The following is a 14,908-nucleotide window of genomic DNA, read 5'->3' as shown; positions in this document are numbered from 1 at the left end:
CGGAGGTGTAGTGCGTGTGGCAGCGCCGCCGTGTCATCGCCACGCTTTATGGGAGGATTGCCGATCCGGCGAGCGTGCCCCCCTCCGCGTCCTCCGCGCCTCCGCGCGAACACTCCCTTCTCACGCCGCGCGCGCATACGCCGCCGGCGATCGCCCCCGTCAGCCGAACACCGTCTTGAGGTTCATGAACGCGTGCAGACCGTACGGCCCGAGTTCGCGGCCATGGCCCGAACGCTTGATGCCGCCAAAGGGCGCTTCGGGGCTCGATGCGAGCATCGCGTTCACCGCGATCATCCCCGCCTCGATATCGCGCTCGAACCGCGCGCGCTCGTCGGCGTCGTTGGTCCACACCGACGATCCCAGCCCGAACGGCACGTCGTTGGCCAGCGCGATCGCCGCGTCGATGTCGGCAGCGCGGAACACCATCGCGACCGGCCCGAACAATTCCTCCTGCGCGGCGGGATGGTCGATCGGCACGTCGACCAGCACGCCCGCCGACATATAGGCGCCCTTGCCCGGCAGCGCCTCGCCGCCGAACAGCAGCCGCCCGCCGGCGCGCTGGATCGCGTCGAGCTGGTCGAGCGTGGTGCGGCGCTGTTCCTCGCTCGACAGCGGGCCCATGTCGGTGGCGGCGTCCATCGGGTCGCCCGCCCTGACTGCGCGCATCGCCGCAGAGAACCGATCGAGGAAGACGTCGTAGATATCGGCATGGACGATCATCCGCTTGGCGCAGATGCACGACTGGCCGGTGTTCTGCACGCGCGCCGTCACCGCCTGTTTCACCGCCGCGCCGAGGTCGGCGGAGGGCATGACGATGAACGGGTCCGACCCGCCGAGCTCCAGCACCACCGGTTTGAGGTTGCGGCCGGCGGCTTCGGCGACCTTGATCCCCGCGCCCTCGCTGCCGGTCAGCGTCACCGCGACGATACGCGGGTCGGCGATCAGCGCATCGACCTTGTCGCTCCTGATCGCGAGGTTCTGGAACAGGCCCGCCGGCGCGCCGGCGGCGACGATCATCCGCTCGATCGCGTCCCCGCACCCCTGCGTCAGCGAGGCGTGCTTGAGCAGCCCGACATTGCCGGCGAGGATCGTCGGCGCGGCGAAGCGCACGACCTGCCAGAAAGGGAAGTTCCACGGCATCACCGCCAGCACCCGCCCCAGCGGATGCCAGCGCGCGGTGGCGGTGCCCGACGCCGTCTGAAACGTCGCCGGGGCCAGCATCGCCGGACCTTCCTGCGCATAGTGACGGAAGGCGGCGGCGCATTTCTGCACTTCGGCGATCGCGGAGGCGAGCGTCTTGCCCATCTCGCGCGTTGCGACCTCCGCCAGTGCGCGGGCGTTCGCCTCGAACTGTTCGGCGATCCGTTCGAGCAGCGCGGTGCGTTCGGCAAGAGAGGTCGTGCGCCAGCCGGTATAGGCGGCGGCGGCGCGCGCGACCTTCCCCTCCAGTTCGGCGGCGGTGAGTTCGGGGATGCCGGCGCCGGCGGCACCGGTCGCGGGATTGATGCTGGTGAACATATCGGCCCAACGCATGAGGAAACGGGGGCGATCCCGGTTCTTGCACCCGCCCCGCCCCTGCCGCATAGCACGCGCCATGGATAATCCCATCGAGAGCCTGTCGTTCGAGGACGCCCTCAAGGAACTGGAACGCATCGTCGGCCGGCTGGAAAGCGGCGAGGCGACGCTGGACGAATCGATCCAGCTGTACGAGCGCGGCGACCGCCTGCGCCAGCGGTGCGCCGAGCGGCTCGACGCCGCGCAGGCGCGGATCGAGGCGATCCGCCTCGATGCCGAGGGCAAGGCCGCCGGCACCCGCCCCTTTGCCGCGGCCTGATCCGATGCAGGCAGGGCCATACGCCGGGCTGGGCGATGCGATGGCGGCGGTGTCGGCGGACATCGATGCGCGGTTCGACCGCCTGCTACGCGTGCCCGACGATCCCCGCGCCGACCTGTACCGGGCGATGCGCCATGCCGCGATCGGTGGCGGCAAGCGGCTGCGCCCGCTGCTGCTGTGTGCCACCGCCGACCTGTTCGGCGTGGCGCGCGACTGTTCGGGCGAGGTCGCGACCGCGGTCGAGGCGATCCACGTCTATTCGCTGATCCACGACGACCTGCCGGCGATGGACGACGACGACCTGCGCCGCGGCAAGCCGACGGTGCACAAGGCCTATGACGAGGCGACCGCGATCCTGGCGGGCGACTGCCTGCACGCGCTGGCGTTCGAGGTGCTCGCCGATCCCGACACGCATCCCGATCCCTTCGTCCGCGCCGAGCTGGTGATGGAGCTCGCCCGCGCCTCCGGCCCCGGCGGCATGGCGGGCGGGCAGATGATGGACCTCGTCGCCGAGCGCATGACGTTCGACCTCGCCACCGTCACCCGGTTGCAGCAGATGAAGACCGGCGCGCTGATCTCGGTGTCGGTCGAGATGGGCGCGATCCTCGGCCGCATCCCGCCGGAGGGGCGCACCGGCCTGCGCGGCTATGCGCACGACCTCGGCCTCGCCTTCCAGATCGCCGACGACCTGCTCGATGCCGAAGGCGACGAGGCGGTCGCGGGCAAGAAGCTGCGCAAGGACGAGGGCGCGGGCAAGGAGACGTTCCTGTCGCTGCTCGGCATCGATCGCGCCCGCGAACAATGCCGCATGCTCGTCGACCAGGCGGTGCAGCATCTCCACGCCTACGGCCCGGAGGCGGACGTGTTGCGCGCCGTCGCGCGCTACGTGGTCGAACGGGACCATTGAGGGGAACGACATGAGCGAGCGGATCGGCGTCTATCCCGGCACCTTCGACCCCGTGACGCTGGGGCACATGGACATCATCCGCCGCGGCGCCAAGCTGGTCGACCGGCTGGTGATCGGGGTGACGACCAATCCGTCCAAGTCGCCGATGTTCACGATCGAGGAGCGGATGGCGATCGTCCGTCGCGAGGTGGCGGACGTGCCGGGCCGGATCGAGGTCGTGGCGTTCGATTCGCTGCTGATGGATTTCGCCGAGCGCGAGGGCGCGAAGGTCATCATCCGCGGCCTGCGCGCGGTCGCCGACTTCGAATACGAATATCAGATGGCGGGGATGAACCAGCAGATCAATCCGCGGGTCGAGACGGTGTTCCTGATGGCCGACGTCGCGCTGCAGCCGATCGCCAGCCGGCTGGTCAAGGAGATCGCGCTGTTCGGCGGCCCGATCGGCAAGTTCGTGACGCCGGCGGTGTGCGAGGAAGTCGTCGCCCGGGTCGCGGTGATCGGTCGCAAGGGGAGCTGAGCGCGGAGACGCGCTGCGTGCGGGCCGTGCCGGATACCCCCGTTACCTCGCACCCGCCGCATTGCCGCCACGATGTTCAGTTTGGCGCAACCCGCGATTTGCTCTAAGCCGCCCGGCATCACCTAGGTTGGGAATTCCATGCGTCCGTTCGCCCGTTTGTTCGCGCTCCTGCTGTGTCTGTTCACCGTCCCTGCGCTGGCCGCGTCCGCATCGGCCCAGACCGAGGGCGGCTATGCGAACCGCGCGACGCCGCCGCTGACCACCGACAAGGAAAATCTCTGGCTGCTCGACCTGTCGGACGGTGGCCGGGTGACGATCTGGCTGCGTCCCGACGTCGCGCCCAAGATGGTCGAGCGGATCAAGACGCTGACCCGTCAGGGTTTCTATAACGGCCTGCCCTTCCACCGCGTCATCGACGGCTTCATGGCGCAGGGCGGCGACCCCAAGGGCGACGGCACCGGTGGTTCGACGATGCCCAACGTCAATGCCGAGTTCAATTATCTGCCGCACGTCCGCGGCGCAGTGTCGGCGGCACGCGCCGACGACGAGAACAGCGCCAACAGCCAGTTCTTCATCGTCTTCCAGCCGCGGCTCAGCCTCGACAAGAAATATACGGTGTTCGGCCGGGTGATCGACGGCATGCAATATGTCGACGCGATCCAGCGCGGCGAGCCGCCGGTCGACCCGACCAAGGTGATCCGCGCCTATATCGCCGCCGACAATCCCCCGCCCTACACGCCCGCCGTCGCGCCCGCGCCGGTGACGCTGGGTGCGCCGGTGACGCTGCCGGGCAGCAACCGTCCGGCGGGCAAGGCCGTGCCCAAGCGCGCCTCGGCCGCCAAGGCGCCCGCCCAGCCCAAGTGAAGGTCGACCTCTTCGATTTCGTCCTGCCGCCGGAGCGTATCGCACTGCGGCCGGCGGTGCCGCGCGACGCCGCGCGCCTCCTCGTCCTCGACGGGGCGACGACGCGCGACGCGATCGTGCGCGACCTGCCCGGCCAGCTGCGCGCCGGCGACTGCCTCGTCTTCAATGACACCCGCGTCATCCCCGCGCAGCTCGAGGGGCGCCGGGGCGACGCGACGATCGGGGCGACGCTGCACAAGCGCGAGGGGCCGCGCCGCTGGCGCGCCTTCATCCGCAACGCCAAGCGGCTGCGCGACGGCGACCGGATCGATTTCGGCCGGGACGTCGCCGCCACCGCCTCCGACCGGGCGGAGGACGGCAGCTTCGCGCTCGACTTCGCCGGCGACGAGCCGGTCGAATTGCTGCTCGAACGTGCCGGGCGCATGCCGCTGCCGCCCTATATCGCCGCGAGGCGCCCGACCGATGCGCAGGATGCGGCGGATTACCAGACGATGTTCGCCGCCGAGCCCGGCGCGGTCGCCGCGCCCACCGCGGCGCTGCATTTCACCCCCACGCTGATCGCCGCGCTGGCGGCGCAGGGCATCGCGCACGAGACGCTGACGCTGCACGTCGGCGCCGGCACCTTCCTGCCGGTCAAGGCGGAGGACACCGCCGATCATCGCATGCACGCCGAATGGGGCCGCATCGACGCCGCCACCGCCGACCGCCTCAACGCGGTGCGCGCCAACGGCGGCCGCGTGATCGCGGTCGGCACCACCTCGCTCCGCCTGATCGAAAGCGCCACCGGCGCCGACCGCGTCATCCGCCCGTTCGCGGGCGACACCGCGATCTTCATCACCCCGGGCTACGCCTTCCACGGCATCGACGGACTGCTGACCAACTTCCATCTGCCCAAATCGACGCTGTTCATGCTGGTATCGGCGCTGATGGGGCGCGAGCGGATGCAGGCCGCCTATGCGCATGCGATCGCCGAGGGCTATCGCTTCTACAGCTATGGCGATGCCTCGCTGTTGCTGCCATCGTCGTGAGCATGTTGCTCGCCCTCCTCCTGCAAGCCGCCGTGCCGGCCGCGCCCGTCCTGCCGGCCGGGCCGGGCCAGCCGCCCGCAACCTTCGTCGTCGAGCCGGTCGGCATGGCGATCGCCGGCTTCGATGCGGATGGCGACGGACGGACCAGCCGCGCCGAGATGGAGGCGGGCCTGCGCCGCAGCTTCGCCGCGATCGACGCCGGCAACGGCGGGTCGATCGGCTATATCGCGTTCGCCGACTGGGCGGAGCGCTGGCTGGGCGACCGCAATGCGCTGCCGAGCCCGTTCGAGGTCGACGCCGACGGCGACAACCGCATCACGCTGCCCGAACTGCAGGCGGCGTTCGCGCGCATCTTCGCGCGGCTCGACGTCGACCGGGACGGCAGCCTCAGCCGCAAGGAGCTGCTGACCATCCGCGCGATGGCCGGGCGGCAGATGGGGCCGCGCGGCAAGCGCTGACGCCGGTAGCGTCACCCGACGCTCGACACCGCGCGCCGGCTTCGCCAAAGCGCTCGGAATCATGCCCCCCCGTTTCGCCTTCACCATCGCCGCCACCGACGGCCGCGCCCGCACCGGCACCATCCAGATGCAGCGTGGGCTCATTCGCACCCCCGCCTTCATGCCGGTCGGCACCGCCGCCACGGTCAAGGCGATGAAGCCCGCCGACGTCGCGGCGAGCGGCGCGGACATCATCCTCGGCAACACCTATCACCTCATGCTGCGCCCCGGTGCGGAGCGCGTCGCGCGGCTGGGCGGGCTGCACGCCTTCATGGGCTGGGACCGGCCGATCCTGACCGATTCGGGCGGCTATCAGGTGATGAGCCTCGCCGACCTCACCAAGCGCTCGGAAGAGGGCGTGTCGTTCAAGTCGCACCTCGACGGCACCCGCCACCTGCTCAGCCCGGAACGCTCGATCGAGATCCAGCGGCTGCTCGGCTCCAACATCGTGATGGCGTTCGACGAGCTGGTGCCGACCACCTCGACCCGCGAGGTGCAGGCGGCGGCGATGGAGCGGTCGATGCGCTGGGCGAAGCGCAGCCGCGACGCCTTCGACGCCGGCGGCGAACATGGCGCCAACAATGCGATCTTCGGGATTCAGCAGGGTGCGCTCGACGAAGGGTTCCGCAAGGCGTCGGCGGATGCGCTGATCGACATCGGCTTCGACGGCTATGCGGTCGGCGGCCTCGCGGTCGGCGAGGGGCAGGCGGCGATGTTCGGCTGCCTCGACTTTGCGCCCGCGCAGCTGCCCGCGGACAAGCCGCGCTATCTGATGGGCGTCGGCAAGCCCGACGACATCGTCGGCGCGGTCGAGCGCGGCATCGACATGTTCGACTGCGTCATGCCGACGCGGTCGGGGCGGACCGGACAGGCGTTCACGCGAACCGGCCCGATCAACCTGCGCAACGCGAAATTCGGCGAAGATCAGGGGCCGCTCGACCCCGCCTGCGACTGTCCGGTGTGCGCGACGTGGAGCCGCGCCTATATCCACCACCTCGTCCGCGCCGGCGAGATCCTCGGCGCGATGCTGATGACCGAACACAATATCCGGTTCTACGAAGCCTTGATGGCGGACCTGCGCGGGGCCATTGCAGCGGGAGAATTGACCCCGTTCGCCGATGCGTTCCGCGCACGCTATCATCGGGGCAAGGGAGAGTAAGCATGTCAGACCAGCCCAACGAAATCCTCGAAGCCGCCGCCGCCGCCAAGGCGCAGCAGGACGCCGCCGCGAGATCGCGCAACAAGGTGAACCGGAACCACTGGCCGATGCGCATCATCGGCGTCGGCATCGGATCGGCCGCGGTGGCGGCGGCGGTGCTGTTCGCCAATTCGGGCAAGAAGAAGGACTGACGGACGCGGGGTTCGGCGCGAAGGCGCGAAGAAGGCCGGTTCACGCGGAGACGCGGAGGAGGTCAGGCGTGCGGCGCAGCCACCATCTCGTCGCTACCGTGGTCCCCGCGAAAGGCCCGGACAGGGATCGCACCTGCCGCGCCGGACGCAACACCTCCGCGTCTCCGCGCCTCCGCGCGACCCCCCTTCTTCTCTTCCGGACGCAGCCCCCGCTGCCACACCACCGCGCCACTCCGGTTCAACCGCGGGCATCCTCATCGCCGGGCCAGCACCTTCGATCCATGCACCTCGTTCCTGCCGCCCTATTGCCCGGGGCTGCGCTGCTGCGAGGCGCGAGGCCGCGAAAAGACGATAGGGTTCACGCGGAGACGCGGAAAAGGTCAAGCGTGCGGCGCAGCCGCCATCTCGCCGCTACCGTGGTCCCCGCGCAGGGTCCGAGAATGGATCGAGCCTGCGGCGGCGAACGCCACACCTCCGCGTCTCCGCGCGCGCGCCCCTTCTCTTCGCGGCGTCGCGCCTTCGCGTGAACCCCGCTCTACCCTTCCGAACCCAGCCCCCCACGTCCCCGCATTGACACCACCGCGCCACTCCGGTTCAACCGCGGGCATCCTCACCGCTGAGCCGGAGCCTTCGATCCATGCGCCTCGTTCGTGCCGCCCTGTTGCTCGGGGCCGCGCTGCTGCCCCTGTCCGCCGTCGCGCAGACCACCGCGCCCGCCCCCAGCGCCGCCGCGGTCAGGCCGATCGCCTATACCGAACGCACGCTGGCGAACGGCCTGCGCGTCTATGCGCTGCGCGACACGACGACGCCGAACGTCGCGGTGCAGGTCTGGTACGACGTCGGGTCGAAGGACGATCCGCAGGGCCGCTCGGGCTTCGCGCACATGTTCGAACATCTCATGTTCAAGGCGACGCGAAACCTCGTCAGCGAACAGATGGATCGCCTGACCGAGGACGTCGGCGGCTATAACAACGCCTCGACCAACGATGATTACACCAATTATTTCGAGGTCGTCCCCGCCAACCACCTGCAACGGCTGCTGTTCGCCGAGGCGGACCGGATGGCGAGCCTCGTCGTCGAGCCCAAGAGCTTCGCCTCCGAGCGCGACGTGGTGAAGGAGGAATTGCGCCAGAGCACGCTCGCCCAGCCCTATGGCAAGCTGTTCTCCACCTATCTGTCCGCCGCCGCCTATACCACGCACCCCTATGCGCGCTCGACGATCGGCAGCATCGAGAATCTCGAGGCGGCCTCGATCGACGACGTCCGCGGCTTCCACGCGACCTATTACCGGCCGGACAATGCGATCCTCGTCGTGTCGGGCAATTTCGACGCCGGACAGCTCGATGCCTGGATCGACCGCTATTTTGCCAGCATCGCCCGCCCCGCCACCGCGATTCCGCGCGTCACCGTCCAGGAGCCGCCGCGCACCAAAGCGGTCGGCTACACCGTCTACGAACCCAACACGCCGCTGCCCGCGGTGCTGATGAGCTGGCACGTCCCCGCCGACCGCGCGGCGGACATTCCCGCGCTCAACGTGCTGCAGACGATCCTGTCGACCGGCGAGAGCAGCCGGCTGTACGAGAGCCTCGTCTATCGCGACCAGCTCGCGCAGGATGCCTCGTCGTTCCTCGACAGCAAGCAGGGGACGGGCAACCTGATCGCCTATGCGATCCTCGCCGGCGGCAAGACCGTCGACCAGGGCGAGGCGGCGCTGAAGCGCGAGATCGCCCGTTTCCGCGACACGCTGGTGACCGCCGCCGAGCTGGCGGAGGCGAAGAACGAGATCCTCACCGCCGCGATCAAGAGCCGCGAGACGGCCGAGGGCAAGGCGCGCATCCTCGCCAGCTCGGTCATCATCGACGGCGATCCCCGCGCCGCCGACCGCCAGCTGGCGGCGATCGCTCAGGTCACCGCCGCCGACGTGCAGCGCGTCGCCCGCCGGTATCTGGGCGAGAACCAGTCGGCGACGATCCGCTATCTGCCCGACACCGCCAGACCGGCCGGCAAGACCGGCGACACGATCGCGGTCGCGCCCTCCGTGCAGACCGCGCCGCTGCGCGCGCCCGCGACCATCGCGATCGTCACGCCCGCGCCCGAGGGTCAGCGCATCCAGCCCCCCGCGCCGGCCGCACCGATCAAGACGAACCTGCCGCAGCCGGTGGAGACGCGCCTCGCCAACGGCCTGCGCGTCATCACCGTCGAGCGCCACGACCTGCCGATCGCCACCGCCTATCTGGTGTCGACCGGCGGGCAGGCGCTCGACCCCGCGAACCGCTCGGGCGTCAGCAGCCTCGCCGCGACGCTGATGACCAAGGGGACCGCCACGCGCACCGCCACGCAGATCGCGCGCGCGATCGAAAGCCTCGGCGGATCGATCGGCAGCGGCGCGGCCTATGGCGGCGGCTCGGTCGAGGTGACGGTGAAGTCGGACCAGCTCGCGCCGGCGATGACGATCCTCGCCGACGTCGCGACGCACCCCGCCTTCGCCGCGGACGAGCTGGACCGCGCCCGCGCGCAACAGGTCGATTCGGTTACCGTCGCGCTGAAGAATCCGGCGCAGCTCGCCGCGATGGTCGCCGATCGCGCAGCGTTCGGCGGCGCCGCGTTCGGCGCGCCGGGCAGCGGCACGCCCGCCTCGCTCAAGGCGATCACCCGCGCCGACGTCACCGCCGCCTATGCCCGCACGTGGCGCCCCGACCGGGCTGCGCTGATCCTCGTCGGCGACGTCACGCCGGCGCGGGCGAAGACGCTCGCCGAGGCGCAGCTTGGCGGCTGGCGCGCCGCCGGCGCCGCGCCCGCGCCGGCCACGACCGCCACCGCCCTGCCCGCCCCGCGCACGATCGTCGTCGACATGCCCGGCGCAGGTCAGGCGGGCGTGGTCGTCGAACGGCCGGCGATCGCGCGGTCGGATGCGCGTTACTATCCGTTCTCGGTCGCCAACACCGTGCTCGGCGGCGGCTTTTCGTCACGGCTCAACCAGGAGATCCGCATCAAGCGCGGCCTCGCCTATGGCGCGTCGAGCGGCGTCGATGCGGCGCGCGAGACCGGCAGCATCGCCGCGCGGACGCAGACCAAGAACCAGACCGCGGCGGAAGTGGTGACGCTGATGACCGCCGAGATGGCGCGGCTCGGCACCGCGCCGGTGCCGGAGGCGGAACTCGCCACGCGCAAGGCGGTGCTGGTCGGCAATTTCGGGCGGACGGTGGAAACGACCGGCGGCGTCGCCGGCATCCTCGGCGAATATGTCCTCGACGGCGTGCCGCTCGACGAACTGCAGCGCTACACCGCGAAGGTCGAGGCCGTCACCCCGGCGTCGGTGCAATCGGCGGCGGCGGCATTGCTCGATCCGCAGGCGGCGAGCGTCGCGGTGGTCGGCGACGCAAAGCAGTTCATCGCCCCGCTGAAAGCCGCCCGCCCGGGCACGGAAACGCTGACCGAAGCCCAGCTCGATCTCGACAGCGCGACGTTGAAATAACCGGGCAAACCTGTTCCCCGGCGAAGGCCGGGGCCCAGTTAGGAAAGGCTTGGTAACGGAGCGATGCCCGCCGTCATCCCTGTTCCGCAACTGGGCCCCGGCCTTCGCCGGGGAACGGAATGGTTCGTGCTGTTAAAGGCCGCGCTCCCGGGGACGGAAACGCTGACCGAGGGTCAGCTCGACCCCGACAGCGCGACGCTGAAACAACCAAGCAAGCCCGTTCCCCGGCGAAGGCCGGGGCCCAGTTACGGAACGGACGGCAACGGAACGATGCCCGCCGTCACGATCCCCCCGCAACTGCGCCCCGATGTTCTCCCGGAATGCGGGCGCGTCAGCGCCCCGTCGGTCCCGCCGCCGGGCCGACGACCGCGGCGCGTGCGGCGGCGCGTTCGTCGAGGCTGACGACGCCGTCATGGTTGGTGTCGTAGCGCGAGGCGAGCGCGCGGAAGAGGCCCTGCATCTCGACCGGCGTCACCTTGCCGTCGTGGTTGGCGTCGGCGGTGTTGAACCAGGCGCCGCTGATCGCCTTGGCCTTGCCCGGCGGCATCTTGGCCTTGCCGACGTCCATCCGCGCGACGCGCGCGTCGATCTCGGCACGGGTCAGCACGCCGTCCTTGTTGGCATCGGTCTTGTCGAACTCCGCCCGGATCTTGGGATCGATCTTCTCGGCGGCCAGCGATGGCGTGGCAGTGAGCATCAGGACGGGCAGCAGGGGCAAAGCGGCAAACAGCGGACGGAACATGACGTCTCCGGGAACAAGGGATTTCGGACCGGTCTAGCCGGCCGGCGCTAAACCCCCGGTGAACGCAGACGTTGCGCCGGGGCACGCAGGCGCCTAGGGGCGCGGCCATCTCCTCACGATCCAAGGATGCTGCCGTGACCGATCAGATCAACCGTGTCGTTCTCGCCTATTCGGGTGGGCTGGATACGAGCGTGATCCTGAAATGGCTGCAGCAGACCTACCAGTGCGAGGTCGTCACCTTCACCGCCGATCTCGGCCAGGGCGAAGAGCTGGAGCCCGCCCGCCACAAGGCGCAGATGGCCGGCGTCAAACCCGAGCATATCTTCATCGACGACCTGCGCGAGGAATTCGTGCGCGATTACGTCTTCCCGATGATGCGCTCGAACGCGCTGTACGAGGGGCTGTACCTGCTCGGCACCTCGATCGCGCGCCCGCTGATCGCCAAGCGCCAGATCGAGATCGCGAGGCAAGTCAATGCCGACGCGGTCAGCCACGGCGCGACCGGCAAGGGCAACGATCAGGTCCGCTTCGAACTCGGCTATTACGCGCTCGCGCCCGACATCAAGGTGATCGCGCCGTGGCGCGAATGGGACCTGACCAGCCGCACCCGGCTGATCGAATTCGCCGAACAGCATCAGATCCCGGTCGCCAAGGACAAGCGCGGCGAATCGCCCTTCTCGACCGACGCGAACCTGCTGCACACCTCGTCCGAGGGCAAGGTGCTCGAAAACCCGTGGGACGAGGTGCCGGACTATGTCTATTCGCGCACCGTCAATCCGGAGGACGCGCCGGACACGCCCGAATATATCACCATCGATTTCGAGCGTGGCGACGGCGTCGCGCTGAACGGCGAGGCGACCAGCCCGGCGACGCTGCTGACCAAACTCAACGAACTGGGGCGCCGCCACGGCATCGGCCGCCTCGACCTCGTCGAGAATCGCTTCGTCGGCATGAAGAGCCGCGGCATGTACGAAACGCCGGGCGGCACCATCTATCATCTCGCGCACCGCGGCATCGAACAGATCACGCTCGACCGCGGCGCCGCGCACCTCAAGGACGAACTCGCGCCGCGCTATGCCGAGCTGATCTACAACGGCTTCTGGTTCTCGCCCGAGCGCGAGATGCTGCAGGCCGCGATCGACCACAGCCAGGCGAAGGTCAGCGGCACCGTCCGGCTCAAGCTGTACAAGGGTGGCGTCTATATCGTCGGCCGCAAGTCGCCCAATTCGCTCTATTCGGAAAAAGTGGTGACGTTCGAGGACGATCAGGGCGCCTACGACCAGCGCGACGCCGCCGGCTTCATCAAGCTCAACGCGCTGCGCCTGCGCCTGCTCGGCCGCCGCGACACCTGATGTTCTGATCCCGAAGGGGACGGGCGCCCACGCCCGTCCCCGCGTTCGTCATCCCGACGAATTCGGGACCCATGGGCCCGCCGACGCTCGGCAAGGGCAGCATCCCTGTCGTCGGCCGCAAGTCGCCAGACTCGCTCTATCCCGAACAGGTCGTGCCGTTCGCGGACGATCAGGGCGCCTGCGACCGGCGCAACGCCGCCGGCGTCATCACGCTGGACGCGCTGCGCCTGCGCCTGCGCCCGTCCCCGCGTTCGTCATCCCGACGAACGTCGGGACCCATGGACCCGCCGACGCTCGGCAAGGGCGGCATCTCTATCGTCGGCCGCAAGTCGCCCGGCTCGCTCCATCCCGAACAGGTCGTGCCGTTCGCGGCCGATCAGGGCGCCTGCGACCGGCGCAACGCCGCCGGCGTCATCACGCTCGACGCGCTGCGCCTGCGCCTGCGCCCGTCCCCGCGTTTGTCATCCCGACGAACGTCGGGACCCATCGACCCGCTGACGCCGCCGGATATTCCGACATGCGGCGACACCATGGGTCGCGGCGTCGGCCGGGATGACCAGCGACGGCCTTCCGACCCCACCTAACGCGGCATTAAGCACCCCCGTCTAGACCATGGCGGATGCCCGTCCGCCTTCGTCACGATGCGCTTCTCGCCTGCGCGCTCGCCGTGCTGATGACGCTGGCGTGGAGCTGGGCCGACCGGGCGCATCTGGCGATGCTGCGGCTACCCGACACCGACGACGTCGTCCGCCTCCAGCAGATCCGCGACTGGGTCGGCGGGCAGCGCTGGAGCGACCTCGCCCAGCATCGCCTGGGGCCCGCGCCCGGCCTGCCGATGCACTGGAGCCGGCTGGCCGACCTCGGTCCCGCCGCGATCGTCGCCGCGCTGACGCCATGGACCGGCGCGCCGCACGCCGAGCTGGCCGCGGTGATCGTCTGGCCGGGGCTGCTGTTCGCCGTCGCGCTGTGGCTGGTCGCGCGGATCGCGCGACGGGTCGGCGGTGCCGGCACGGCGATGACGGCGATCGTCGTCGCCGCGCTCGCCTATCCGGCGACCAGCCTGTTCCTGCCCGGCCGGATCGATCATCACAATATGCAGATCGTGCTGTTGCTCGCCGCGATCCTCGCGATGCTGGATGGCCGCGGGCGCACCGCCGCGATCGCGGGCGCCTGCATCGGCGCCAGCCTGATCGTCGGGCTCGAGACGCTGCCGATCCTCGCCACGCTCGGCGCGGTCGTGCTGTGGCGCTGGGCCTGCACCGGCACGGGCCGTCCGCTCGCCGCCTTCGGCCTCGGCATCGCAGCGACGCTGGCGGCGGGGCGCCTGCTGTTCGCGGGCGACGGCTTTGCCTTTCCGGCCTGCGACGGCTTTACCGCAGCGGCGTTCGCCGCGGCGCTGGTACTGGCCTTGGCGCTGCCCGTCGTCGCGCTCGCCGGCCGGCGGGCAGGCGACCGGCGCGGTCGCCTCGTCGCGATGGCGGCGGTCGTCGTGCCGGCCACGGGACTGGTGCTGCTGCGGTCGCCGCAATGCCTGTCGCCTTATGGCGCGGTCGATCCGCGCCTCGTCGCGCTCTGGCTGTCGCAGGTCGAGGAGGCGCAATCGGTCCTCGCCGCACCGCCGGCGACGAGCCTCGGCTATCTCGGCCTCGCCGCCGTCGGACTGGCCGCGACATTGTGGCAGGCGTACCGGCGGCGGTCCGCGGACTGGACCATGCTCGCGCTGCTGCTCGCGGTCGCGCTGGCGATCGCCGCATGGCAATTGCGCGGCGCCGGCGCCGCGGCGATCCTCGCCGTGCCGGGGCTGGCGGCGCTCATTGCTGCGGCGCGCAGGCGGGGCGGCGGCTGGCTCGCACTCGCCTGGATCGGTTCGGCGGGCATGGCCTATCCGCTGGCGGCACGGGCACTCACCGGCCCCGGCACGCCGGTCGCCCCCGTCGGTGGAGCACGCGGCGACTGCGGCTCGCCCGCGGCGATGACGGCGCTCGCGGCGCTGCCGCCCGGCACGGTGATGGCGCCGGTCGACGCCGGTGCCTGGGCGCTTGCCGCGACCCGCCACCGCGTGCTCGCCGCGCCCTATCACCGCAACGCCGCCGGCAATCTCGCCGCCTATCGCTTCTACGCCGCCCCGCCGGCGCAGGCAGCGCGGATCGCCGCGGCGGTCGACGTCGACTATGTCATGGCCTGCGCCGGCCTGCCCGGAGCCGCCGATCCGCGGAGCGCCGCGGCAACGCTGGCCCGCGGTCGCGGCTTGCCCGGCTTCGCGCGGCGGAGCGTTGCGACGGACGGAACGACGATCTTTGCGCGACAACGCTTGTCGGGGGCGGTCCCCACCCCGTAAGGCG

13 protein-coding genes and 1 pseudogene are annotated in these 14,908 nt (G+C 70.5%); 12 read left to right on the top strand and 2 right to left on the bottom strand.

The features are described 5' to 3' along the window. Positions 1–159 precede the first annotated feature (159 nt). Positions 160–1,518 (bottom strand): NAD-dependent succinate-semialdehyde dehydrogenase, encoded by a 1,359-nt coding sequence (locus tag B2515_RS03495; RefSeq protein ID WP_293873797.1) that lies wholly within the window; start codon positions 1,516–1,518, stop codon positions 160–162. A 76-nt stretch (positions 1,519–1,594) separates the two neighbouring features. On the opposite strand from B2515_RS03495, the gene B2515_RS03490 reads away from it, so the two are divergent. From B2515_RS03490 to B2515_RS03450, 9 genes are all read left to right on the top strand, one after another. Beyond that, on the top strand, positions 1,595–1,834 hold the full coding sequence (locus B2515_RS03490) for an exodeoxyribonuclease VII small subunit (RefSeq protein WP_293873731.1): 240 nt from the start codon (positions 1,595–1,597) through the stop codon (positions 1,832–1,834). 4 nt (positions 1,835–1,838) lie between these two features. Next, positions 1,839–2,741 (top strand): polyprenyl synthetase family protein, encoded by a 903-nt coding sequence (locus tag B2515_RS03485; protein ID WP_293873729.1) that lies wholly within the window; start codon positions 1,839–1,841, stop codon positions 2,739–2,741. Positions 2,742–2,751: 10 nt separating this feature from the next. Further along, complete coding sequence (gene coaD, locus B2515_RS03480) at positions 2,752–3,258, top strand: pantetheine-phosphate adenylyltransferase (RefSeq protein WP_293873727.1); 507 nt, start codon at positions 2,752–2,754, stop codon at positions 3,256–3,258. A gap of 138 nt (positions 3,259–3,396) precedes the next feature. Beyond that, entirely contained in the window at positions 3,397–4,122 is a 726-nt protein-coding gene (locus B2515_RS03475; protein ID WP_293873726.1) for a peptidylprolyl isomerase, read from the top strand. Beyond that, positions 4,119–5,150, top strand: a complete 1,032-nt coding sequence (gene queA, locus B2515_RS03470; protein WP_293873724.1) for a tRNA preQ1(34) S-adenosylmethionine ribosyltransferase-isomerase QueA — start codon at positions 4,119–4,121, stop codon at positions 5,148–5,150. Before B2515_RS03475 ends, queA begins: the two co-directional genes overlap by 4 nt. Before the next feature lie 2 nt (positions 5,151–5,152). Further along, positions 5,153–5,608 (top strand): EF-hand domain-containing protein, encoded by a 456-nt coding sequence (locus B2515_RS03465; RefSeq protein ID WP_293873723.1) that lies wholly within the window; start codon positions 5,153–5,155, stop codon positions 5,606–5,608. A 61-nt stretch (positions 5,609–5,669) separates the two neighbouring features. Then, positions 5,670–6,806 (top strand): tRNA guanosine(34) transglycosylase Tgt, encoded by a 1,137-nt coding sequence (gene tgt, locus B2515_RS03460; RefSeq protein WP_293873722.1) that lies wholly within the window; start codon positions 5,670–5,672, stop codon positions 6,804–6,806. Positions 6,807–6,808: 2 nt separating this feature from the next. Further along, on the top strand, positions 6,809–6,997 hold the full coding sequence (locus B2515_RS03455) for a hypothetical protein (protein ID WP_293873721.1): 189 nt from the start codon (positions 6,809–6,811) through the stop codon (positions 6,995–6,997). A gap of 637 nt (positions 6,998–7,634) precedes the next feature. Then, on the top strand, positions 7,635–10,472 hold the full coding sequence (locus B2515_RS03450; RefSeq protein WP_293873720.1) for a M16 family metallopeptidase: 2,838 nt from the start codon (positions 7,635–7,637) through the stop codon (positions 10,470–10,472). Positions 10,473–10,803: 331 nt separating this feature from the next. Here the strand turns inward: B2515_RS03450 and B2515_RS03445 are convergent, their stop codons facing one another. Further along, positions 10,804–11,214 (bottom strand): EF-hand domain-containing protein, encoded by a 411-nt coding sequence (locus B2515_RS03445; protein ID WP_293873719.1) that lies wholly within the window; start codon positions 11,212–11,214, stop codon positions 10,804–10,806. 134 nt (positions 11,215–11,348) lie between these two features. Between B2515_RS03445 and B2515_RS03440 the strand changes: the two genes are divergently transcribed. The 3 genes and pseudogenes from B2515_RS03440 (at position 11,349) to B2515_RS03425 (ending at position 14,904) form a co-directional block, all read left to right on the top strand. After that, positions 11,349–12,566 (top strand): argininosuccinate synthase, encoded by a 1,218-nt coding sequence (locus B2515_RS03440; protein WP_293873717.1) that lies wholly within the window; start codon positions 11,349–11,351, stop codon positions 12,564–12,566. Between the two features lie 293 nt (positions 12,567–12,859). Then, positions 12,860–13,009, top strand: a pseudogene (locus B2515_RS03430) (argininosuccinate synthase); the annotation flags it as partial. A gap of 176 nt (positions 13,010–13,185) precedes the next feature. Beyond that, positions 13,186–14,904, top strand: coding sequence for a hypothetical protein (locus B2515_RS03425; RefSeq protein ID WP_293873716.1), 1,719 nt, complete (start codon positions 13,186–13,188; stop codon positions 14,902–14,904). The last annotated feature ends 4 nt before the right edge of the window (positions 14,905–14,908 follow it).

Source organism: Sphingomonas sp. UBA978, from assembly GCF_002292295.1.
Classification (GTDB): Bacteria; Pseudomonadota; Alphaproteobacteria; order Sphingomonadales; family Sphingomonadaceae; genus Sphingomonas.
Note: the sequence above shows the minus strand (reverse complement) of the source record. Positions and strands in the feature narration are given on the sequence as shown.